This is a genomic window from Cupriavidus sp. 09_S30, assembly GCF_056930435.1.
On sequence record NZ_JBXOWI010000001.1, the window covers coordinates 975,944 to 997,055 of the forward strand.

A 21,112-nucleotide genomic window follows, 5' to 3' on the forward strand; every position below is an offset into this window, starting at 1 on the left:
ACACTGAGGATAACGACGGAGACAAGCATGCCCACCAACGCCCCCAGCGACACCTTCGCGCGCGACCGCCTGCCGCCGCGCGAAGCCTGGCCCGAGTTCCTGTTCAACGAGGACACGCAGTACCCGGCGCGGCTGAACTGCGCCGCCGAGCTGGTCGACCGGCACGTGCGCGAAGGCCGCGGGGAGCGCATCGCGATCCGTTACCGCGATGCCGGCGGGCAGGCGCGCACGGTCAGCTATGCAGAGCTGGCCGCGCTGGCCAACCGCATCGCCCACGTGCTGGTGGAAGACATGGGGCTGGTGTCGGGCAATCGCGTGCTGCTGCGCGGGCCCAATAACCTGATGATGGCGGCGAGCTGGCTGGCTACAGTCAAGGCAGGCCTGATCGCGGTGCCGACCATGCCGCTGCTGCGCGCACGCGAGCTCAAGCAGATCATCGACAAGGCCGAGGTCAGCGCTGCGCTGTGCGACGCACGGCTGCGCGAGGAGCTGGAGGCCAACCTGGCCGAGGGCGAGCAGCATTGCCCCAGCCTGAAGCAGGTGCGCTACTTCAACGCCGAGGAAGGCGACCCGGCATCGCTGGAAGCCGCACTGGCAGGCAAGCCCGGGACATTCGCCGCCTGCGACACCGCGGCCGACGATATCTGCCTGATCGCCTTCACCAGCGGCACCACGGGACAGCCGAAAGGGACTGTGCACTTCCACCGCGACGTGCTCGCCATGTGCGACCTGTTCCCGCGCCACGTGCTGAAGCCGGATGCCGACGACATCTTCTGCGGCACGCCGCCGATCGCCTTCACCTTCGGCCTGGGCGGCATCCTGTGCTTTCCGCTGCGGGTGGGCGCCTGCACCGTGCTGGCCGAGCGCCTGACGCCGGATACGCTGCTGGAACTGATCCAGGACTTCCGCGCCACCATCGTCTTCACCGCGCCCACCTTCTACCGGCAGATGGCCGCGCTGGCGCCGCGCTACCGGCTCGACAGCCTGAAGAAAAGCGTGTCGGCCGGCGAGGCCCTGCCGGATGCCACGCGCCAGACCTGGAAGGCCGCCACCGGCATCGAGATGACGGATGGCATCGGTGGAACGGAGATGATGCACATCTTTATCTCCAGCGCCGGCGCCGAAGCGCGCGCCGGCGCCATCGGCAAGGTGGTGCCGGGCTACGTGGCGCAGATCGTCGACGAAGACATGCGCCCAGTGCCGCCGGGCACGGTCGGCCGCCTGGCGGTGCGCGGCCCGACCGGCTGCCGCTACCTGGACGACCCGCGCCAGGCCAACTACGTCAAGGCGGGGTGGAACCTGCCGGGCGACACCTTCGTCGCCGATGCCGACGGCTACTACTTCTACCAGGCACGCTCGGACGACATGATCGTTTCGGCCGGCTACAACATCGCCGGGCCCGAGGTGGAGAGCGCGCTGATGCAACACGAGGCGGTGGCCGAATGCGGCGTGATCGGCTCCCCCGATCCCGAACGCGGGCAGGTGGTGACGGCCTTCGTCGTGCTCCGGCCTGGCGTAGCCGCGGACGAGACCACGCGCAGCGTGCTGCAGGACTATGTGAAGCGCCAGATCGCGCCCTACAAGTACCCCCGGCGCATCGAGTTCGTGGCGGCGCTGCCGCGTACCGAGACCGGCAAGCTGCAGCGCTTCCGGCTGCGCCAGATGGCAGAGCAGGGCGGCGGGGCAGGGCGGCCATGAGCGCCCCCTTCCGCAACACCGTGCGGGTGCGCTTCAAGGACTGCGATGCGGCTGGCATCGTGTTCTTCCCGCGCTACTTCGACATGCTCAACGACCTGGTCGAGGACTGGTTCGGAGAGGCGCTGGACTGGCCCTTCGAGGCGATGCACGGCAGCGACCGCTGCGGCGTGCCCACCGCCGAGGTCACCACCCGCTTCCTGGCGCCGAACCGGCTCGGCGAGACGCTGACGCGCGAACTGGCGGTGACCCGGCTGGGCGGCTCCAGCGCCACCTTGCTGGTACGCTTCGCCGGCCCTGCGGGGGACGATCGCGTGATATTCACGCAGCGGCTGGTCTGCGTCGACCTGGCGCGCATCGCGCCGCGGCCCTGGCCGGAGGCCGTGCGCGCCGCCATGGAGCGCTATGTGACGGAAGCCTGAGCGCATCGCCGAACGCACCCGAATGCACCCGAACGCACAACCTATCACCACGGAAAACCTGGAAACGACATGAAGATTCTGCAACCACCCGACTGGGCTCCGCCTCGCGGTTACGTCAACGGCATGATGACGGAGATGCAGGCCGGCAGCCGGCTGCTGTTCATCAGCGGCCAGATCGGCTGGAACGCGCAGTGCGAGTTCGAAACCGATGACTTCGCCGAGCAGGCGGGCCAGGCGCTGCGCAATATCGCGGCCGTGCTGGCTGCCGGCGGCGCGCGCCCGGAGCACATCGTGCGCATGACCTGGTATGTCAAGGACAAGACGGAGTATGTCAGCGCCTATCGCGCCATCGGCGCGCACTATCGCGAGGTGATCGGCCGGCATTTCCCGGCGATGACGGCGGTGGAAGTGGCCGACCTGGTCGAGTCCCGCGCCAAGGTGGAGATCGAGGTCACGGCGGTGGTTCCGCCTGGCGGAAACTGAGGCCGGATGGAAGGCCGCCGGGGGCGGTGAAAAGCAGGTCCTGGATGGTCGCCGGATGGCCCGCCGGGTAGGGGGCCCGAAAAGGTGTGGCGCTGCCGGAGATGCATGGAGCACGCCGGCGTGGCGGGGAGGGCGGGCCGGGCTCGCCGGCGGCGCCGATGTGGTGCATGCGGGGCTCGGCTGCCCGGGCGAAAGTCCGCAAGTCCTTGAAAACTTGAGAAAATGCCCTGCGCGAGATATAATTCGAAAGTTTCGCTTTCAGAACCCTTCACCCTAGCGCCAACCGCATTCCACCTTCCGCCGCCCCCATTTCCGCCTTGCTCGGGCCTCGCCCGGATTCGCCTGGTACCCAGCTGCTTCCGCCAAGGAGTGTAGCGGAGAAAAGTGAAGTTTGGAGCATGGCGCGGCCGGCCCCGACAGCATGCTTGCGCGCTGCCGTCGTGCCGGGACCCTCCGGGGGCCAGAGGCGTCGATCAGGTCGGTGACGGGGTGAATCCAGCAGGAGCCTACCCGTGTTACCGTCTTTCCCGTCCGCCATCCTCGCGCTTGCAGACGGCACGGTCTTTCGTGGCTATTCCATCGGCGCTTCCGGCCATACCATCGGCGAAGTGGTGTTCAACACCGCCATCACCGGTTACCAGGAAATCCTCACCGACCCCAGCTATTCCCGGCAGATCGTCACGCTGACGTATCCGCATATCGGCAATGTCGGGGTGAACGCTGAGGACGTCGAAGCCACCAAAGTCCATGCCGCCGGCCTGATCATCAAGGACCTGCCGCTGCAGGCGTCGAACTTCCGCAAGGAACACACGCTCGGCCACTACCTGAAGCAGGAGAAGGTGGTTGCCATCGCCGGCATCGACACCCGCAAGCTGACCCGCATCCTGCGCGAGAAGGGCGCCCAGAACGGCTGCATCCTCGCCGGCGAGGACAATGTGCAGAAGGCCATCGACCTGGCCCGCTCCTTCCCCGGCCTGGCCGGCATGGACCTGGCCAAGGTGGTGTCGGTCAAGGAACCGTACGACTGGACCCAGACCGAGTGGGCGCTGGGCCGTGGCTACGGCAAGCAGGAAGCACCGCGCTTCCACGTGGTCGCCTATGACTTCGGCGTCAAGTACAACATCCTGCGCATGTTGGCCGAGCGTGGCTGCAAGGTGACGGTGCTGCCGGCCCAGGCCAGCGCGGCCGATGCGCTGGCGCTGAATCCGGACGGCGTCTTCCTGTCCAACGGCCCCGGCGACCCCGAGCCCTGCGACTACGCCATCGCCGCCACGCGCGAGTTCCTCGAGCGCGGCGTCCCGACCTTCGGCATCTGCCTGGGCCACCAGATCATGGGCCTGGCCGTCGGCGCGAAGACGCTGAAGATGAAGACCGGCCATCACGGCGCCAACCACCCGGTCAAGGACCTGGACGACGGCCGCGTGATCATCACCTCGCAGAACCACGGCTTCGCGGTGGATCCGGAATCGCTGCCGGCCAACGCGCGCGTGACGCACGTGTCGCTGTTCGACGGCACGCTGCAGGGCTTCGAGCTGACCGACCGTCCGGCGTTCTGCTTCCAGGGCCACCCGGAAGCCTCGCCCGGCCCGCACGACATCGGCTACCTGTTCGACCGCTTCACCGCGGCGATGGCCGAGCGCAAGCAGTAAGCGGGACCAGGACATCGCCATGAACGCCTTCATGCACACTGCGCTCGGCATCACCGACTTCTGGACCTATGTGCTCGGCACGATCTTCATCGTGCTGCTGCCCGGCCCGAACTCGATGTTCGTGCTGTCGGTGGCCGCGCAGCGCGGCGTGCGCGCCGGCTACAAGGGCGCCTGCGGGGTGTTCGTGGGCGATGCCATCCTGATGGCGCTGTCCGCCGCGGGCGTGGCTTCGTTGCTGAAGGCGAGCCCGGCGCTGTTCCACGTGGTCAAGTACGCGGGCGCGGCCTACCTCGGCTGGATCGGGCTGCAGATGCTGCGCGGCGCGGTGCGCGGCTGGCGCGCGCGCAGTGCAGCCGACGTGGCCGGCGCGCAGCCGCAGGTGGCGCCCTCGCTCGCCAGCGAGGCCAGTCCCTTCCGCAAGGCGCTGGTGATCAGCCTGCTGAACCCGAAGGCCATCCTGTTCTTCATCTCCTTCTTCATCCAGTTCGTGGACCCGGGCTTCGCATATCCGGCGCTGTCCTTCGTCGTGCTGGGGCTGGTGTGCCAGGTGTGCAGCTTCGCCTACCTGACCACCATCATCTTCACGGGCGCCCGGCTGGCCGAGGCCTTCCGCCGCCGCCGACGCCTGACGGCGGGCATGGCCAGCGGCGTGGGCGCCATGTTCATCGGCTTCGGCGCCAAGCTGGCCACGGCCACACTGAACTGAACACCTGACATCCGGTGCGGCGCGCGCGAGCGCGCCCGCCAACAAAGAGAGCGTGCAATGCCAAAACGCACAGACATCAAGAGCATCCTGATCATCGGCGCGGGCCCCATCATCATCGGCCAGGCGTGCGAGTTCGATTACTCCGGCGCGCAGGCCTGCAAGGCGCTGCGCGAGGAAGGCTTCAAGGTCATCCTGGTCAACTCGAACCCGGCGACCATCATGACCGACCCCAGCACGGCCGATGTGACCTACATCGAGCCGATCACCTGGGAAGTGGTCGAGCGCATCATCGCCAAGGAGCGTCCCGACGCCATCCTGCCGACCATGGGCGGCCAGACCGCGCTGAACTGCGCGCTCGACCTGCACCGCAACGGCGTGCTGGAAAAGTACAAGGTCGAGCTGATCGGCGCATCGCCCGAGGCCATCGACAAGGCTGAGGACCGCCAGAAGTTCAAGGAGGCGATGACCAAGATCGGCCTGGGCTCGGCCAAGTCCGGCATCGCCCACTCGATGGACGAGGCGGTTGCGGTGCAGGCGCAGATCGCGCGCGAGACCAGCACCACCGGCTACCCGATCGTGATCCGCCCCTCCTTCACGCTGGGCGGCAGCGGTGGCGGCATCGCCTACAACCGCGAAGAGTTCGAGGAGATCTGCAAGCGCGGCCTCGACCTGTCGCCGACGCGCGAGCTGCTGATCGAGGAATCGCTGCTGGGCTGGAAGGAATATGAGATGGAAGTGGTCCGCGACAAGGCGGACAACTGCATCATCATCTGCTCGATCGAGAACCTGGATCCGATGGGCATCCACACCGGCGACTCCATCACCGTGGCGCCGGCGCAGACCCTGACCGACAAGGAATACCAGATCCTGCGCAACGCCTCGCTGGCCGTGCTGCGCGAGATCGGCGTGGATACCGGCGGTTCCAACGTGCAGTTCTCGATCAACCCGAAGGACGGTCGCATGATCGTCATCGAGATGAACCCGCGCGTGTCGCGTTCGTCGGCGCTGGCCTCCAAGGCCACCGGCTTCCCGATCGCCAAGGTCGCCGCCAAGCTGGCGGTGGGCTACACGCTGGACGAGCTGAAGAACGAGATCACCGGCGGCCTGACCCCGGCCTCGTTCGAGCCGTCGATCGACTACGTGGTCACCAAGGTGCCGCGCTTCGCCTTCGAGAAGTTCCCGCAGGCCGACAGCCACCTGACCACCCAGATGAAGTCGGTGGGCGAGGTGATGGCCATGGGCCGCACCTTCCAGGAATCGTTCCAGAAGGCCCTGCGCGGCCTGGAAGTGGGCGTGGACGGCCTGGACGAGAAGTCGGCCGACCGCGACGAGATCGTCGAGGAGATCGGCGAGGCCGGCCCGGACCGCATCTGGTACGTGGGCGATGCCTTCCGCCTCGGCATGTCACTGGAAGAGGTCTACGCCGAGACCGACATCGATCCCTGGTTCCTGGCCCAGATCGAAGACATCGTCAAGACCGAGGGCCTGGTCAAGAGCCGCACGCTGGACAGCCTGTCGGCCGCAGAACTGCGCCTGCTCAAGCAGAAGGGCTTCTCCGACCGCCGCCTGGCCAAGCTGCTGAAGATCGACGCCAAGGCCGTGCGCGAGGCGCGCCTGGCCAAGAACGTGCGCCCGGTCTACAAGCGCGTGGACACCTGCGCGGCTGAGTTCTCCACCAACACCGCCTATATGTACTCGACCTACGAGGCCGAGCATGGCGAGTGCGAGGCCAACCCGACCGACCGCAAGAAGATCATGGTCCTGGGCGGCGGCCCGAACCGGATCGGCCAGGGCATCGAGTTCGACTACTGCTGCGTGCACGCCGCGCTCGCGCTGCGCGAGGACGGCTACGAGACCATCATGGTCAACTGCAACCCGGAGACCGTGTCGACCGACTACGACACCTCCGACCGCCTGTACTTCGAGCCGGTGACGCTGGAAGACGTGCTGGAAATCGTCGACATGGAGAAGCCGGTCGGCGTGATCGTGCAGTACGGCGGCCAGACCCCGCTGAAGCTGGCGCTCGACCTGGAAGCCAACGGCGTGCCCATCATCGGCACCAGCCCCGACATGATCGACGCCGCCGAGGACCGCGAGCGCTTCCAGAAGCTGCTGCAGGAGCTGGGCCTGCGCCAGCCGCCCAACCGCACCGCGCGTGCCGAGGACGAGGCGCTGCGCCTGGCCGAAGAAATCGGCTACCCGCTGGTGGTGCGTCCCTCCTACGTTCTGGGCGGCCGCGCCATGGAAATCGTGCATGAGCCGCGCGACCTGGAGCGCTACATGCGCGAGGCCGTCAAGGTCTCGAACGACTCTCCGGTGCTGCTCGACCGCTTCCTGAACGACGCCATCGAGTGCGACGTGGATGCCCTGTGCGATGGCCAGCGCGTCTTCATCGGCGGCGTGATGGAGCACATCGAGCAGGCCGGCGTGCACTCGGGCGACTCCGCCTGCTCGCTGCCGCCGTACTCGCTGGCGCAGGAAACCGTGGACGAACTCAAGCGCCAGACCGCCGCGATGGCCAAGGCCCTGAACGTGGTCGGCCTGATGAACGTGCAGTTCGCCATCCAGCAGACCGACGGCAAGGACGTCGTCTACGTGCTGGAAGTGAACCCGCGCGCCTCGCGCACGGTGCCTTACGTGTCCAAGGCCACCGGCCTGTCGCTGGCCAAGATCGCCGCGCGCTGCATGGCGGGCCAGTCGCTGGATTCGCAGGGCATCGTTGCCGAGGTGGTGCCGCCGTACTTCAGCGTCAAGGAAGCGGTGTTCCCGTTCAACAAGTTCCCGGGCGTCGACCCGGTGCTCGGACCTGAGATGCGCTCCACCGGCGAGGTGATGGGCGTGGGCAGGACCTTCGGCGAGGCGCTCTTCAAGAGCCAGCTGGCCGCAGGTTCGCGCCTGCCGGCCAAGGGCACCGTGCTGATCACGGTCAAGGACAGCGACAAGCCGCGCGCCGTCGGCGTGGCCCGCATGCTGCACGACCTGGGCTACCCGATCGTGGCCACCCGCGGCACCGCCTCGGCCATCGAGGCAGCAGGCATCCCGGTGCGCATGGTGAACAAGGTCAAGGATGGCCGCCCGCATATCGTCGACATGCTGAAGAACGGCGAACTCGCGCTGGTCTTCACCACCGTCGACGAGACCCGCACCGCCATCGCCGATTCGCGCTCGATCCGTATCTCGGCGCTGGCCCATCGTGTGCCGTACTACACCACCATCGCCGGCGCCCGCGCCGCGGTGGAAGGCCTGAAGCACATGCAGAGCCTGGAGGTCTATGACCTGCAGGGCCTGCACGGCGAACTGGCCTGAGGTACACCCGGCGGCCGCCGCCCCAAGGACGGCGTGCCCCAAGCGGCGCGCCGTCCTTGGGGTACGCCCGCTGCAGTTGCTGGCAGCGGGCATCTTGGCCTAAACTAACGTGAAATTCGCTGATCGAACGGCGATGTCCGGGTCTCCCCCGGGCTGCCGGGCGATCCAAACTGTAAGCCGCGGTTGAGCGGAAGTGCCACCGGCCCTCGTGCCGGGACATGGATCTCGCTCCGCTGCGGCTCATTTTTTTGCCGAACAAAGACATGAGCACCATTCCGATTACCAAGCGCGGCGCAGAACTGCTCAAGGAGGAACTGCACCGCCTGAAGGCCGTCGAACGTCCGGCCGTGATCAACGCCATCTCAGAGGCGCGCGCGCAGGGCGACCTGTCGGAGAACGCCGAGTACGACGCCGCCAAGGAGAAGCAGGCCTTCATCGAGGGCCGCATCCTGGAGGTGGAGTCCAAGCTGTCGACCGCGCAGGTCATCGATCCGACCCAGCTCGACACCGACGGCCGCATCGTGTTCGGCGCCACGGTCGAGCTGGAAGACCTAGAGTCCGGCAGCCCGGTGCGCTACCAGATCGTCGGCGACGACGAGGCTGATCTCGACACGGGCAAGATCTCGGTCAGCTCGCCGATCGCGCGCGCCCTGATCGGCAAGTTCGAAGGCGACGTGGCGACGGTGCTGGCACCGGGCGGCGAGCGCGAGTACGAAGTCATCACCGTCAGCTACGTCTGATCCACGCGCCCGGCACCGTCCCGTGTTCTCCGCCTCCTACGCCAACCTGCCTCCGCTGCCGCATCGTGTCTTCCTTCTGCTGACCGTGATCTGGGCAGGCAGCATGTGGACGGTGGGGTATATGGTGGCGCCTACGCTGTTCTCGATCCTGCCCAGCCGCGAGATGGCGGGCATGATCGCCGGCCAGCTTTTCCACACCCAGGCCATCCTCGGCGTCGTCGTGGGCGTGCTGCAGCTGGTGCTGTGCAATGTGATGATCCGCCGCGGTGCGGCCCGCTACAGGGCGCTGCGCTGGCTCGTGCTGGCGATGCTGTGCTGTGTGCTGGTCGGCTACTTCGGCGTGCAGCCCTTCATGGAGAGCCTGAAGGCCAAGGCGCATGCGCTGGGCGTGGGGGTCTCGGAGTCGCCGTACAAGAGCGACTTCGGCATGCTGCACGGCATTTCGAGCGCGTTCTACCTGCTGCAGAGCGTGCTGGCCCTGGTGCTGGTGTGGCGCGCTGCCGCGCCGCGTTCGGCAGGGGAGTAAGAGAGAAGAGGGGCCGCGGTGGCACAGGCCAGCGCGGCACGGGCACCCCGGGGTGCCCGGCGGTGCGCTGGCTTAGCCCAGTGCCTTCTTCTTCTGGCTGGTGGGACGCGCGCGGGCACGCTTGACATTGCCGCCGGCGGTCACGCGCTCGTTGCCCAGCACGGTCAAATCCTTGCGCGTGGGGCGCCGGTTCGGCGCGGCGCTGGGCTTGCGGACCGTGACCGTGCGCGGTGCGGCGCCCTTGCGCGGCGCCGAGCGAGCGAGTTCGTTCGGCTGGTTTTCCTTCAGGCGCGCGGGACCCGGGCGCCACACCACCAGCAGCTTGCCGATGTGCTGGATCGGCGCGGCGTCCAGCGCGTCGCAGATCTCTTCGTAGATGGCGATGCGGTTGTCGCGCTCGTCACCGAAGACGCGGATCTTGATCAGGTCGTGCGCCGCCAGGCTGCGGTCGATTTCCGCCAGCACCGCGGGGGTGAGGCCTTCGGCGCCGATCATTACGACCGGATTGAGGCCGTGGGCGCGTGAGCGGAGTTCGGAGCGCTGGGCGGGAATGAGTTGTAGTGCGGGCATAGATGAGGCGCCGGCAAGCGGCGCAAACGGGGCCGCAAGCGGCCGGTAAAAGCGAATTGGCGCGTATTATCCGTCAAATCGGCCCGCCTCGGCGGCAAAATCAGCAAAATCGATAGGGAAAGCCAGGCGCTGCAGGCCGCCGCGCGACGGCTTTCCCGCACATCTGTGTTGGGAATGGCCAAGAACAAGTTCAATCAGTCGTGGTTGCACGACCATATCAACGATCCCTATGTGAAGATGGCGCAGCGCGAGGGCTACCGGGCCCGCGCCGCGTACAAGCTCAAGGAGATCGACGAGCAGGACAAGCTGATCCGTCCGGGCCAGGTCATTGTCGACCTGGGCGCCGCACCGGGCAGCTGGAGCCAGTATGCGCGTAACAAGCTGGCGGCGTCGCCGCGCGCCAAGGACGGCCGCATCGACGGCGCCGTGGTGGCGATCGACCTGCTGCCGATGGAGCCGATCGCCGACGTGACCTTCATCCAGGGTGACTTCCGCGAGGAGGAAATCTTCCGGCAACTGGAAAAAGTGGTGCTGGAAGCCTCCGGTGGTGCAAAAATCGATCTTGTTTTGTCGGATATGGCCCCCAATCTGTCTGGGGTAGCCTCCGCCGATGCCGCGCGCATCGACTATCTGTGCGACCTGGCGCTGGAGTTCGCCCAGGCGCACCTGAAGCCGGAGGGCGCGCTGCTGGTAAAGTGCTTCCACGGCAGCGGCTACAGTCAGATCGTGGAGAAGTTCAAGCAGGTGTTCAAGGTGGTCGCGAAGCGCAAGCCCAAGGCGTCGCGCGACAAGTCTTCCGAGACGTTCATCCTTGGGCGCCACCTGAAATCGACCGCCTGACGCGCCTTGGCCGGTTCGCTGGATGTAGATCAAGGACAGCGGCGGCGTGCCGGGCGAAACTGGAAACAAGTGCTGGCCGCGAGCCTATCGGTGTCATGAATTCAGTGTTTCCCCCCGGGAGCCAGTGCTGCATTACAATGCAGCTATCCGTTGGCAAGGCAATTGCAAAGGAGTTCGGCCTTGAATAACAACCTGTTTCAAAAGGCGGCAATCTGGCTGGTGATCGCACTGGTCCTGTTTACCGTCTTCAAGCAGTTCGACAAGCCCCGCACCCAGGAGAGCGTCACCTACTCGCAGTTCATGGATGACGCCAAGAACGGCAAGGTGGGCCGCGTCGACGTGCAAGGCCGCAACCTGGTGGTGACGCCCAAGGAGGGCGCCAAGTACACCATCATCTCGCCGGGCGACATCTGGATGGTCGGCGACCTGATGAAGTACGGTGTCCAGGTGACGGGCAAGGCGGACGACGAGCCGAATGTGCTGGTCCAGGCCCTGTACTACCTCGGGCCGACCTTGCTGATCATCGTCTTCTGGTTCTACATGATGCGGCAGATGCAGGGCGGAGGGAAAGGCGGCGCCTTCTCCTTCGGCAAGTCCCGCGCGCGCCTGATCGACGAGAACCAGAACGCGGTCACCTTCCAGGACGTCGCCGGCTGCGACGAAGCCAAGGAAGAGGTGGTCGAACTGGTCGACTTCCTGAAGGATCCGCAGAAATTCCAGAAGCTGGGCGGCCGCATTCCGCGCGGCGTGCTGCTGGTCGGCCCTCCGGGTACCGGCAAGACGCTGCTGGCGCGCGCCATCGCCGGCGAGGCCAAGGTGCCGTTCTTCAGCATCTCGGGTTCGGACTTCGTCGAAATGTTCGTCGGCGTGGGCGCGGCCCGCGTGCGCGACATGTTCGAGAACGCCAAGAAGCAGGCACCCTGCATCGTGTTCATCGATGAAATCGACGCAGTCGGCCGCCATCGCGGCGCCGGCATGGGCGGCGGCAACGACGAGCGCGAGCAGACCCTGAACCAGATGCTGGTCGAGATGGACGGCTTCGAGGCCAACTCGGGCGTGATCGTGATCGCCGCCACCAACCGTGCCGACGTGCTGGACAAGGCGCTGCTGCGCCCGGGCCGCTTCGACCGCCAGGTCTATGTAGGCCTGCCGGACATCCGCGGCCGCGAGCAGATCCTGAAGGTGCACATGCGCAAGGTGCCGATCGGCAACGACGTCGACGCCTCGGTGATCGCGCGCGGCACCCCCGGCTTTTCCGGCGCCGACCTGGCCAACCTGGTCAACGAGGCCGCGCTGTTCGCCGCCCGCCGCAACAAGCGCGTGGTCGACATGCAGGACTTCGAGGACGCCAAGGACAAGATCTTCATGGGTCCGGAGCGCAAGTCCACGGTCATGCGCGAAGAAGAGCGCAAGGCCACGGCTTACCACGAGTCCGGCCACGCGGTGGTGGCCAAGCTGCTGCCCAAGGCCGACCCGGTGCACAAGGTCACCATCATGCCGCGCGGCTGGGCGCTGGGCGTGACCTGGCAGCTGCCGGAGCATGACAAGTATTCGAAGTACAAGGACAACATGCTGGAAGAGATCGCCATCCTGTTCGGCGGTCGCGCGGCGGAGGAGGTCTTCCTCAACGCGATGAGCACCGGCGCGTCCAACGACTTCGAACGTGCCACCAAGATCGCGCGCGACATGGTGACCCGCTTCGGCATGAGCGATTCGCTCGGCGCCATGGTCTACGTGGATACCGAGCAGGACGGCATGTTCGGCAAGCTCTCGTCCAAGAGCGTGTCGGAGGCTACCCAGCAGAAGGTCGACGCGGAGATCCGCAGCATCATCGACGACCAGTACGCGCTGGCCAAGCGCCTGCTGGAAGAGAACCGCGACAAGGTCGAGGCCATGACGGCCGCGCTGATGGAGTGGGAAACCATTGATGCCGACCAGGTCAACGACATCATGGCCGGCAAGCCGCCGCGTCCGCCGCGTGGCGCGACCGGTGCCAGCGGTGGTGGTGGCAGCACGCCTTCGGGCGGCTCCCCCGTAGCGCCGTCGAACGCGCCGGCGACGGCATGAACGTCGCGGGGCGCCAAGCCGTGCAGCCACGATAACCTGCGATAAGCTGAAGCCGGTGCCCTGGGCACCGGCTTCTTCCATTCCGGCTGCCGTTTGCAGTTGTTGACTGCCTGGCTCGCCGCTTTCCCTGCCGGCTGTGGTATGCCCCATCGGCAAGTCCCGAAACCGTATTCCTTCTCCGATGTCGTCCAAGCAGTCCCCGCCGTCGCACTTCCAGTGCGGACGCTACCATTTTGAACTCGCCCGTCGGCCACTGGTGATGGGCATCCTCAATGTCACGCCCGACTCCTTTTCCGATGGCGGCCAGCACGCCGGCCTGGATGCCGCGCGGCACCACGCCGAGCGCATGATCGCGGAGGGCGTCGACATCATCGACATCGGCGGCGAGTCGAGCCGCCCCGGCTCGGTTGCGCTGCCGCTGGAACAGGAACTGGATCGCGTGCTGCCGGTCGTGGAGGCGCTGCGCGATTGTGGGCGGCCACTTTCCATCGATACCTACAAGCCAGAGGTCATGCGTGCTGCGCTGGATGCGGGCGCCGACCTGATCAACGACATCTGGGGATTCCGCATGCCGGGCGCGGTCGAGGCCGTGGCGCAGGGCCAGGCCGGGCTGTGCGTGATGCATATGCAGCGCGACCCGCAGACCATGCAGGAAGACCCGCACTACACAGATGTGGTGGCCGAAGTGCGCGATTTCCTGGCCGAGCGCGTGGCGGTGCTGCGTGCAGCCGGCGTCGATGCCTCGCGCATTACCCTCGATCCGGGGTATGGCTTTGGTAAATCTCCGGATCATAATCTGCGCCTGCTCGGCCAGCTGCCCCAACTGGCGATCGACGGGCTGCCGCTGCTGGTGGGCCTGTCACGCAAGTCGACGTTGGGTGCCATCCTTGGCGGCCGCCCGCCGCAGCAGCGCGTGGCCGCCAGCATCGCGGCAGCGGTTTGTGCGGCTGAGCACGGTGCGTACATCGTGCGCGTGCATGATGTGGAACAGACGGTGGACGCCCTGAAGGTCTGGTGGGCGGTCCGCAACGAATCGGTCGCCAGCGTGAACGGCTGAGGCGGCCAACGATACGGGATACAAAGGGAATCAGGAGATTGATCCAATGACTCGCAAGTACTTCGGCACCGATGGCGTGCGCGGCAAGGTCGGAGAGCTGCCGATCACGCCGGATCTGGTGATGCGCCTCGGGCACGCCGCCGGCAAGGTGCTGGCACACGGCGCCAGGCAGCATGCGCAAGGCCGGCCGACGGTGCTGATCGGAAAGGACACCCGTATTTCGGGCTATATGCTGGAAGCCGCGCTGGAAGCGGGCTTCACCTCGGCCGGCGTCAACGTGCTGCTGACGGGCCCGCTGCCCACACCGGGCATTGCCTACCTGACGCGCGCGCTGCGCCTGTCCGCCGGCGTGGTCATCTCGGCCAGCCACAATCCGTACTATGACAACGGCATCAAGTTCTTCTCAGCGGACGGTGACAAGCTACCCGATGCGGTCGAGATGGAGATCGAGGCCGCGCTCGAGGTGCCGATGGGCTGCGCGCCTTCCGACGAGCTTGGGCGGGCCAGGCGCATCGACGATGCCGCCGGCCGCTACATCGAGTTCTGCAAGAGCACCTTCCCCTACGAGCAGGATCTGCGTGGCCTCAAGCTGGTGGTGGACTGCGCCCACGGCGCGGCTTACCACATCGCGCCCCACGTCTTCCACGAGCTCGGCGCCGAGGTGACGGCGATCGGCAACCAGCCCGATGGCCGCAACATCAATGCGGGCTACGGCGCGACCGCGCCGGAGAAGCTGGTCGCCGCCGTCAAGGAGCAGCGCGCCGACCTGGGCCTTGCCTTCGATGGCGACGCCGATCGGCTCCAGGTGGTGGATGCCGACGGGCGCCTCTACAACGGGGACGAACTGCTGTACCTGATCGCGCGCGACCGGATCGCGGCCGGCCATAAGGTGGAGGGTGTCGTCGGCACCCTGATGACCAATATGGCGGTGGAACTTGCCTTCAAGCGGATGGGCGTCCAGTTCGTGCGCGCGAAGGTCGGAGACCGCTATGTGCTGGAAGAACTGAACAAGCGCGGCTGGACCTTGGGTGGCGAGGGCTCGGGGCACTTGCTGTGCCTGGATCGCCATAGCACGGGCGACGGCATCATCTCGGCGCTGCAAGTCCTGGCGGCGTTGCGCCGCAGCGGCAAGACCCTGGCGGAACTGCTCGACGGCGTGTCGCTGTTCCCGCAGAAGCTGATCAATGTGCGCGTGGACAAGGGCTTCGACTGGCAGAGCCATGCCGGCCTGCAGGCCGCTCGCGCGCAGGTGGAGCCTGAGCTGGAGGGCAGGGGCCGTGTGCTGATCCGCGCCTCCGGTACCGAGCCGGTGGTGCGTGTGATGGTGGAGGCCGAGCAGGTGGAAACGGCCGAACGCGCCGCGCAGGCGCTGGCACAGGCGCTCCGTTCCTGAGCCGCACAAGGGCAGTGAGCGAGGATGCCGGGCCTGGCCCGGCATTTTTTTCACAATTTCTGCAATTAACAGTCTCACATTCGGGGCAGAGCGCGGGAGGGGAGCGGGCAGCACATCGCGTTTTTAAGAAGATTTGATGCTGTCACGGAAATGTCATCTACGCGGCATAGAGTTCGACTTGTCAAAAATTTGTCATTCCCAACCCTTGTTCTCTGGAGAACATATGAAGCTGGTCAAGACTGCCGTAGCAGGCATCGCGTCGTTGTTGGTGGTGGGCACTGCGTTTGCGGCGGAAATTACCGGTGCTGGCGCTTCTTTCCCGGCGCCCGTCTATTCCAAGTGGGCCGATGCATACCAAAAAGCAACGGGTAACAAGGTCAACTATCAATCGATCGGTTCGTCGGGCGGCATCAAGCAGATCAACGCCAAGACGGTCGACTTCGGCGCCTCGGATGCGCCTCTGAAGGACGAAGAGCTGGCCAAGCAGGGCCTGGTGCAATTCCCGACCGTGATCGGCGGCGTGGTACCGGTGATCAACCTGCAAGGCATCAAGCCGGGCGAACTGACCATCACCGGTGACGTGCTGGCCAACATCTACCTGGGCAAGATCAAGAAGTGGGATGATCCGGCCATCAAGGCGCTGAACCCGCACGCCAAGCTGCCGAACCAGGACATCCTGCCGGTGCGCCGCGCTGATGGCTCGGGCACGACCTTCATCTTCACCAACTACCTGTCCAAGGTCAGCCCCGAGTGGAAGAGCAGCGTGGGTGAGGGCACCTCGGTCAACTGGCCGGGCGGCGGCACCGGCGGCAAGGGCAATGAGGGCGTGGCCGCCTTCGTGCAGCGCCTGAACGGCGCCATCGGCTACGTCGAGTACGCCTACGCCAAGCAGAACAAGATGACCCACCTGAACATGAAGAATGCCGCGGGTGTGGTGGTGCAGCCGAGCGACGAGGGCTTCAAGGCCGCCGCAGCCGGTGCCGACTGGAGCAAGACCTACTACCAGATCCTGACCAACGAGCCGGGCAAGGCAGCATGGCCGATCGCCGGCGCGACCTTCATCCTGGTCCACAAGAACCAGGACAAGCCGGCGCAGGGCACGGAAGTGCTGAAGTTCTTCGACTGGGCCTACAAGAGCGGCGGCCACCTGGCCAGCGATCTGGACTACGTGCCGCTGCCCGAGTCCGTCGTGAACCAGATCCGCAACACCTGGAAGACCAGCGTCAAGGACGCTTCGGGCAAGGCACTGTACTGATCGGCGGTTCCTCGCTGAGCAATTGAGAGCCTGGGACGCTCCGGCGTCCTCGTGAGCCGGCCCGGCCCCGCCGGGCCGGCTTTCCAATGCATCCAACGTTTTCCCTCGACAACATGGCGACCTCGTCCGACCTCCCCGCCGTACGCCCCCCCAGCCGGGCCGGCGACATTCTGTTCGGTGGCCTGACCCGCGGCGCCGCCATTGTGACGCTGCTGCTGCTGGGCGGCATCATCGTGTCGCTGGCCATCAGTGCCTGGCCATCGATCGAGACCTTCGGGCTGCACTTCCTGTGGTCCGCCGACTGGGATCCTCCCGCTGATGTCTATGGCGCCCTGGTACCGATCTACGGCACCATCGTGTCCTCCCTGATCGCGCTGATCATCGCGGTGCCGGTCAGCTTCGGCATTGCCCTGTTCCTGACCGAGCTGTCCCCGGCCTGGCTGCGCCGTCCGCTGGGCACGGCGATCGAGTTGCTGGCCGCAGTGCCGTCCATCGTCTACGGCATGTGGGGCCTGCTCGTCTTCTCGCCGATCTTCGGCGAATACTTCCAGAAGCCGCTTGCTGCCACCGTGGGCAAGGTTCCGTTCATCGGCAAGCTGTTCCAGGGTGCGCCCCTGGGCATCGGCCTGCTGTGCGCCGGCGTGATTCTGGCTATCATGATCATTCCCTACATCGCCTCCGTGATGCGCGATGTATTCGAAGTGACGCCGGTGCTGCTCAAGGAGTCGGCCTATGGCGTAGGCTGCACCACCTGGGAGGTGATGTGGCGCGTCGTGCTGCCCTATACGCGCGCCGGCGTGATCGGCGGCGTGATGCTCGGCCTGGGCCGCGCGCTGGGCGAGACCATGGCCGTGACCTTCGTGATCGGCAACACCAACCTGCTCGACAACGCGTCTCTCTTCTCGCCCGGCAACAGCATCACCTCCGCGCTGGCGAACGAATTCGCCGAGGCCGGCGCCGGCCTGCACACCGCCGCGCTGATGGAGCTGGGCCTGATCCTGTTCTTCATCACCTTCGTCGTGCTGTCGCTGTCCAAGCTGCTGCTGCTGCGCATGGCCAAGAATGAGGGGGCAAAATGAACCAAGCCAGCCAAGCGACCATTTCGTCTTCGTCGATCCCGGCGGTACGCCCGGATGCCGACGCCGTGCGCGCGCGCCTGCAGGCCCGCCGCCGCCGTACCAACCTGTTCGCGCTGGCCTGCTCGCTCGGCGCCATGAGCTTCGGCCTGTTCTGGCTCGGGTGGATCCTGTGGACCACCGTGACGCTGGGCGTGGGCGGGCTCTCGGTCGACCTGTTCACGCAGATGACGCCGGCGCCGAACACCGCCGGCGGCGGCCTGGCCAATGCCATCTACGGCAGCTTCGCCATGGTCGCGCTGGCGACCCTGCTCGGCACGCCGCTGGGCATCCTGGCAGGCATCTACCTGGCCGAGTACGGCAAGGCCGGCGCGCTGGCCAGCCTCATCCGTTTCATCAACGACATCCTGCTGTCGGCACCGTCGATCGTGATCGGCCTCTTTGTCTACGCGCTGGTCGTTACCACCATGGGGCACTTCTCCGGCTGGGCCGGCGTCTGTGCGCTGGCGCTGCTGCAGGTGCCCATCGTGGTGCGTACCACCGAGAACATGCTGAACCTGGTGCCCAACGCGCTGCGCGAGGCCGCCTTTGCGCTCGGTACGCCGAAATGGAAGATGGTGCTGTCGATCACGGTGAAGTCCTCCTACGCAGGCATCGTCACCGGCGTGCTGCTGGCCGTCGCCCGTATCGCCGGCGAGACCGCGCCGCTGCTGTTCACCGCGCTGTCGAACCAGTTCTGGAGTGCCGACCTGAACAAGCCGATGGCCAACCTGCCGGTGACCATCTTCCGCTTCGCCATGAGCCCGTTCACCGAATGGCAGCAGCTGGCGTGGGCCGGGGTGTTCCTCATCACCATCGGTGTGCTCGCGCTCAATATCCTGGCGCGCATGATGTTCAAGAAGTGAGGCGCCTGCCACGCCGCCAGCCAACGAATTACCGCGAGACATGAGCATGACTTCTACCGTCATCGACATCCCCGATACCCTCCGCGCCAAGATCGACGTGCGCAACCTGAACTTCTACTATGGACAGTTCCATGCGTTGAAGAACATCAACATGTCGATTCCCGACCGCAAGGTGACGGCCTTCATCGGCCCGTCCGGCTGCGGCAAGTCGACGCTGCTGCGCACCTTCAACAAGATGTACGCGCTCTATCCCGAGCAGCGCGCGGAAGGCGAGATCAACATGGACGGCGAGAACCTGCTGACCAGCCGCGAGGACATCGCCCTGCTGCGCGCCAAGGTGGGCATGGTGTTCCAGAAGCCGACCCCGTTTCCGATGTCGATCTACGACAATATCGCCTTCGGCGTGCGCCTGTTCGAGAAGCTGTCGCGCTCGGAGATGGACGATCGGGTGGAGTGGGCGCTGACCAAGGCGGCGCTGTGGAACGAGGCCAAGGACAAGCTGCACCAGTCGGGCTATGGCCTGTCCGGCGGCCAGCAGCAGCGCTTGTGCATCGCCCGCGGCATCGCCATCCGTCCGGAAGTGCTGCTCCTCGACGAGCCCTGCTCGGCGCTGGACCCGATCTCGACCGGCCGCATCGAGGAGCTGATCGCCGAATTGAAGGACGAATACACGGTCGTCATCGTGACGCACAATATGCAGCAGGCCGCGCGCTGCTCGGACTACACCGCGTACATGTACCTGGGCGAGCTGATCGAGTTCGGCGAGACGGAGAAGATCTTCATCAAGCCGCACCGCAAGGAAACGGAAGACTACATTACCGGGCGTTTCGGCTAAGCGCCATCCCCGCGCGGCTGCCACGCGCAGCGCACACGCCCCAATAGGAATCGCGGCCAGGAGAACATCATGCCCGACAAGCACCTGTCTACCCAATTCGACACTGACCTCAACGCCATCAACACCAAGCTGCTGCAGATGGGCGGGCTGGTCGAATCGCAGATCGAGCACGCGATGCGCGCGCTGGCCGACTTCGACGCCGACCAGGCGGACCAGGTCATCGCGCGCGAGCAGCAGATCAATGCGATGGAAATCGAGATCGATGCCGATTGCGGCAACATCATCGCGCGCCGCCAGCCGACCGCGCGCGACCTTCGCCTGGTGATGGCCATCTCGAAGACCATCACCAACCTCGAGCGCGCCGGCGACGAGGCGGAGAAGATCGCCAAGCGCACCAAGCACATCATGGAAGATGCGGCCGCGCACACCATCAACTATTCCGAGGTGAAGCTGTCCGGCGGGATGGCCATCTCGCTGCTGCGCCAGGCGCTGGACGCCTTTGCGCGCCTCGACACCGTCGCCGCGGCGCGCATCGTCAAGGAAGACAAGGCGATCGACGAGGAATTCCGTGCCTTCGTGCGCAAGTTGATCACCTACATGATGGAAGACCCACGCACCATCTCGGTGGCGCTGGACTTCCTGTTCATTGCCAAGGCGATCGAGCGGATTGGCGACCATGCCAAGAACATCGCCGAATTCATCATTTACATTGTCAAGGGAACCGACGTGCGTCATGCCTCGCGTGAGGACATGGAGCGCGAAGCGCTGAGTTGAGCTGATCGGGAGAACATCACATATGCCAAGCAGTATTCTTGTCGTCGAGGATGAACCGGCGATTGCCGAGCTGATCGCAGTCAACCTCCAGCATGCGGGCCATTACCCGATCCGGGCCTACAACGCGGAGCAGGCGCTGTCGCTGATGAGCGACGTGCTGCCCGATCTGGTGCTGCTCGACTGGATGCTTCCCGGCAAGTCGGGTGCCAACTTCGCCAAGGAGTTGCGCAACAACGAGCGGACGAAGCAGATCCCCATCATCATGCTGACCGCGCGCAGCGAGGAGCAGGACAAGGTGATGGGCCTGGAGGCAGGCGCCGACGACTATGTCACCAAGCCGTTCTCGCCCAAGGAGCTGCTGGCCCGCATCAAGGCCGTGCTGCGCCGCCGTGCGCCCCAGCTGACCGATGACGTGGTCGCCATCAACGGCCTGCGGCTGGATCCTGCCACGCACCGCGTCACGGGCCACGACCCGGCGGGCGAGGCCATCAAGCTGGACCTGGGTCCGACCGAGTTCCGCCTGCTCCACTTCCTGATGACGCATCCGGAGCGTGTGCACAGCCGCTCGCAGCTGCTCGACCAGGTGTGGGGCGATCATGTGTTCGTCGAGGAACGCACCGTGGACGTCCACATCAAGCGCTTGCGTGCCGCGCTGACGCCGGGCGGCTACAGCAATATGATCGAGACCGTGCGCGGCAGCGGTTACCGCCTCGCGCGTGCCCCCAGCGCCTGACGGACGGCGGCCTGCGCCGCCGCTGCGCGGCAGGATGCGCGGGCGCGCCGTTCGTGGCACACTCTGCGCAAACATGCCTG

Annotated in this window: 19 protein-coding genes; 18 read left to right on the plus strand and 1 reads right to left on the minus strand. The window is 66.0% G+C overall.

Features of this window, described 5'->3' with window-relative positions; all coding sequences use genetic code 11:
- The first annotated feature begins 27 nt into the window (after positions 1–27).
- The 8 genes from AC1Z3O_RS04610 to AC1Z3O_RS04645 all read left to right on the plus strand — a co-directional run bounded on the left by AC1Z3O_RS04610 (position 28) and on the right by AC1Z3O_RS04645 (position 9,527).
- Positions 28–1,698 (plus strand): AMP-binding protein, encoded by a 1,671-nt coding sequence (locus tag AC1Z3O_RS04610; protein ID WP_483513902.1) that lies wholly within the window; start codon positions 28–30, stop codon positions 1,696–1,698.
- Entirely contained in the window at positions 1,695–2,117 is a 423-nt protein-coding gene (locus AC1Z3O_RS04615; RefSeq protein ID WP_483513903.1) for an acyl-CoA thioesterase, read from the plus strand. The genes AC1Z3O_RS04610 and AC1Z3O_RS04615 overlap by 4 nt, the downstream gene beginning before the upstream one ends.
- A gap of 69 nt (positions 2,118–2,186) precedes the next feature.
- Positions 2,187–2,600, plus strand: a complete 414-nt coding sequence (locus tag AC1Z3O_RS04620; protein WP_483513905.1) for a RidA family protein — start codon at positions 2,187–2,189, stop codon at positions 2,598–2,600.
- Positions 2,601–3,112: 512 nt separating this feature from the next.
- A complete protein-coding gene (gene carA / locus AC1Z3O_RS04625) occupies positions 3,113–4,249 on the plus strand; it encodes a glutamine-hydrolyzing carbamoyl-phosphate synthase small subunit (RefSeq protein ID WP_483513907.1) in 1,137 nt (378 codons plus the stop codon).
- Between the two features lie 19 nt (positions 4,250–4,268).
- A complete protein-coding gene (leuE, locus tag AC1Z3O_RS04630; protein ID WP_483513909.1) occupies positions 4,269–4,955 on the plus strand; it encodes a leucine efflux protein LeuE in 687 nt (228 codons plus the stop codon).
- Positions 4,956–5,012: 57 nt separating this feature from the next.
- Entirely contained in the window at positions 5,013–8,261 is a 3,249-nt protein-coding gene (gene carB, locus AC1Z3O_RS04635; protein WP_483513911.1) for a carbamoyl-phosphate synthase large subunit, read from the plus strand.
- A gap of 263 nt (positions 8,262–8,524) precedes the next feature.
- The gene (greA, locus tag AC1Z3O_RS04640; RefSeq protein WP_483513913.1) at positions 8,525–9,001 is read left to right on the plus strand and encodes a transcription elongation factor GreA; all 477 of its coding nucleotides are present in this window, start codon (positions 8,525–8,527) and stop codon (positions 8,999–9,001) included.
- A gap of 22 nt (positions 9,002–9,023) precedes the next feature.
- Entirely contained in the window at positions 9,024–9,527 is a 504-nt protein-coding gene (locus AC1Z3O_RS04645; RefSeq protein ID WP_483513915.1) for a DUF4149 domain-containing protein, read from the plus strand.
- A gap of 72 nt (positions 9,528–9,599) precedes the next feature.
- Here AC1Z3O_RS04645 and AC1Z3O_RS04650 read toward each other — a convergent pair whose 3' ends face one another.
- Positions 9,600–10,097 (minus strand): YhbY family RNA-binding protein, encoded by a 498-nt coding sequence (locus AC1Z3O_RS04650; RefSeq protein ID WP_483513917.1) that lies wholly within the window; start codon positions 10,095–10,097, stop codon positions 9,600–9,602.
- Positions 10,098–10,271: 174 nt separating this feature from the next.
- Between AC1Z3O_RS04650 and AC1Z3O_RS04655 the strand changes: the two genes are divergently transcribed.
- From AC1Z3O_RS04655 to phoB, 10 genes are all read left to right on the plus strand, one after another.
- Complete coding sequence (locus AC1Z3O_RS04655; RefSeq protein WP_483513919.1) at positions 10,272–10,937, plus strand: RlmE family RNA methyltransferase; 666 nt, start codon at positions 10,272–10,274, stop codon at positions 10,935–10,937.
- 180 nt (positions 10,938–11,117) lie between these two features.
- Positions 11,118–13,004, plus strand: coding sequence for an ATP-dependent zinc metalloprotease FtsH (ftsH, locus tag AC1Z3O_RS04660; RefSeq protein ID WP_483513921.1), 1,887 nt, complete (start codon positions 11,118–11,120; stop codon positions 13,002–13,004).
- A gap of 181 nt (positions 13,005–13,185) precedes the next feature.
- Positions 13,186–14,061, plus strand: coding sequence for a dihydropteroate synthase (gene folP / locus AC1Z3O_RS04665; RefSeq protein ID WP_483513923.1), 876 nt, complete (start codon positions 13,186–13,188; stop codon positions 14,059–14,061).
- Between the two features lie 46 nt (positions 14,062–14,107).
- The gene (glmM, locus tag AC1Z3O_RS04670; RefSeq protein WP_483513924.1) at positions 14,108–15,454 is read left to right on the plus strand and encodes a phosphoglucosamine mutase; all 1,347 of its coding nucleotides are present in this window, start codon (positions 14,108–14,110) and stop codon (positions 15,452–15,454) included.
- A 223-nt stretch (positions 15,455–15,677) separates the two neighbouring features.
- Complete coding sequence (gene pstS, locus AC1Z3O_RS04675; protein ID WP_483513926.1) at positions 15,678–16,709, plus strand: phosphate ABC transporter substrate-binding protein PstS; 1,032 nt, start codon at positions 15,678–15,680, stop codon at positions 16,707–16,709.
- A 113-nt stretch (positions 16,710–16,822) separates the two neighbouring features.
- Positions 16,823–17,788, plus strand: coding sequence for a phosphate ABC transporter permease PstC (gene pstC, locus AC1Z3O_RS04680; RefSeq protein WP_483517518.1), 966 nt, complete (start codon positions 16,823–16,825; stop codon positions 17,786–17,788).
- Entirely contained in the window at positions 17,785–18,690 is a 906-nt protein-coding gene (gene pstA / locus AC1Z3O_RS04685; RefSeq protein WP_483513928.1) for a phosphate ABC transporter permease PstA, read from the plus strand. Before pstC ends, pstA begins: the two co-directional genes overlap by 4 nt.
- Positions 18,691–18,736: 46 nt before the next feature.
- A complete protein-coding gene (gene pstB / locus AC1Z3O_RS04690) occupies positions 18,737–19,525 on the plus strand; it encodes a phosphate ABC transporter ATP-binding protein PstB (RefSeq protein ID WP_483513930.1) in 789 nt (262 codons plus the stop codon).
- A gap of 69 nt (positions 19,526–19,594) precedes the next feature.
- Positions 19,595–20,299 (plus strand): phosphate signaling complex protein PhoU, encoded by a 705-nt coding sequence (gene phoU / locus AC1Z3O_RS04695; protein ID WP_483513932.1) that lies wholly within the window; start codon positions 19,595–19,597, stop codon positions 20,297–20,299.
- Between the two features lie 22 nt (positions 20,300–20,321).
- Positions 20,322–21,032, plus strand: coding sequence for a phosphate regulon transcriptional regulator PhoB (gene phoB / locus AC1Z3O_RS04700; protein WP_483513934.1), 711 nt, complete (start codon positions 20,322–20,324; stop codon positions 21,030–21,032).
- The last annotated feature ends 80 nt before the right edge of the window (positions 21,033–21,112 follow it).

Bases quoted from the DNA above. Each gene is read 5' to 3' on its own strand.
- pstB (WP_483513930.1), top strand. From the start codon at position 18,737: ATGACTTCTACCGTCATCGACATCCCCGATACCCTCCGCGCCAAGATC.
- AC1Z3O_RS04615 (WP_483513903.1), top strand. From the start codon at position 1,695: ATGAGCGCCCCCTTCCGCAACACCGTGCGGGTGCGCTTCAAGGACTGC.
- leuE (WP_483513909.1), top strand. From the start codon at position 4,269: ATGAACGCCTTCATGCACACTGCGCTCGGCATCACCGACTTCTGGACC.
- pstA (WP_483513928.1), top strand. From the start codon at position 17,785: ATGAACCAAGCCAGCCAAGCGACCATTTCGTCTTCGTCGATCCCGGCG.
- AC1Z3O_RS04620 (WP_483513905.1), top strand. From the start codon at position 2,187: ATGAAGATTCTGCAACCACCCGACTGGGCTCCGCCTCGCGGTTACGTC.
- pstS (WP_483513926.1), top strand. From the start codon at position 15,678: ATGAAGCTGGTCAAGACTGCCGTAGCAGGCATCGCGTCGTTGTTGGTG.
- phoU (WP_483513932.1), top strand. From the start codon at position 19,595: ATGCCCGACAAGCACCTGTCTACCCAATTCGACACTGACCTCAACGCC.
- glmM (WP_483513924.1), top strand. From the start codon at position 14,108: ATGACTCGCAAGTACTTCGGCACCGATGGCGTGCGCGGCAAGGTCGGA.
- pstC (WP_483517518.1), top strand. From the start codon at position 16,823: ATGGCGACCTCGTCCGACCTCCCCGCCGTACGCCCCCCCAGCCGGGCC.
- AC1Z3O_RS04650 (WP_483513917.1), bottom strand. From the start codon at position 10,097: ATGCCCGCACTACAACTCATTCCCGCCCAGCGCTCCGAACTCCGCTCA.
- carB (WP_483513911.1), top strand. From the start codon at position 5,013: ATGCCAAAACGCACAGACATCAAGAGCATCCTGATCATCGGCGCGGGC.
- AC1Z3O_RS04655 (WP_483513919.1), top strand. From the start codon at position 10,272: ATGGCCAAGAACAAGTTCAATCAGTCGTGGTTGCACGACCATATCAAC.
- phoB (WP_483513934.1), top strand. From the start codon at position 20,322: ATGCCAAGCAGTATTCTTGTCGTCGAGGATGAACCGGCGATTGCCGAG.
- AC1Z3O_RS04610 (WP_483513902.1), top strand. From the start codon at position 28: ATGCCCACCAACGCCCCCAGCGACACCTTCGCGCGCGACCGCCTGCCG.
- folP (WP_483513923.1), top strand. From the start codon at position 13,186: ATGTCGTCCAAGCAGTCCCCGCCGTCGCACTTCCAGTGCGGACGCTAC.
- greA (WP_483513913.1), top strand. From the start codon at position 8,525: ATGAGCACCATTCCGATTACCAAGCGCGGCGCAGAACTGCTCAAGGAG.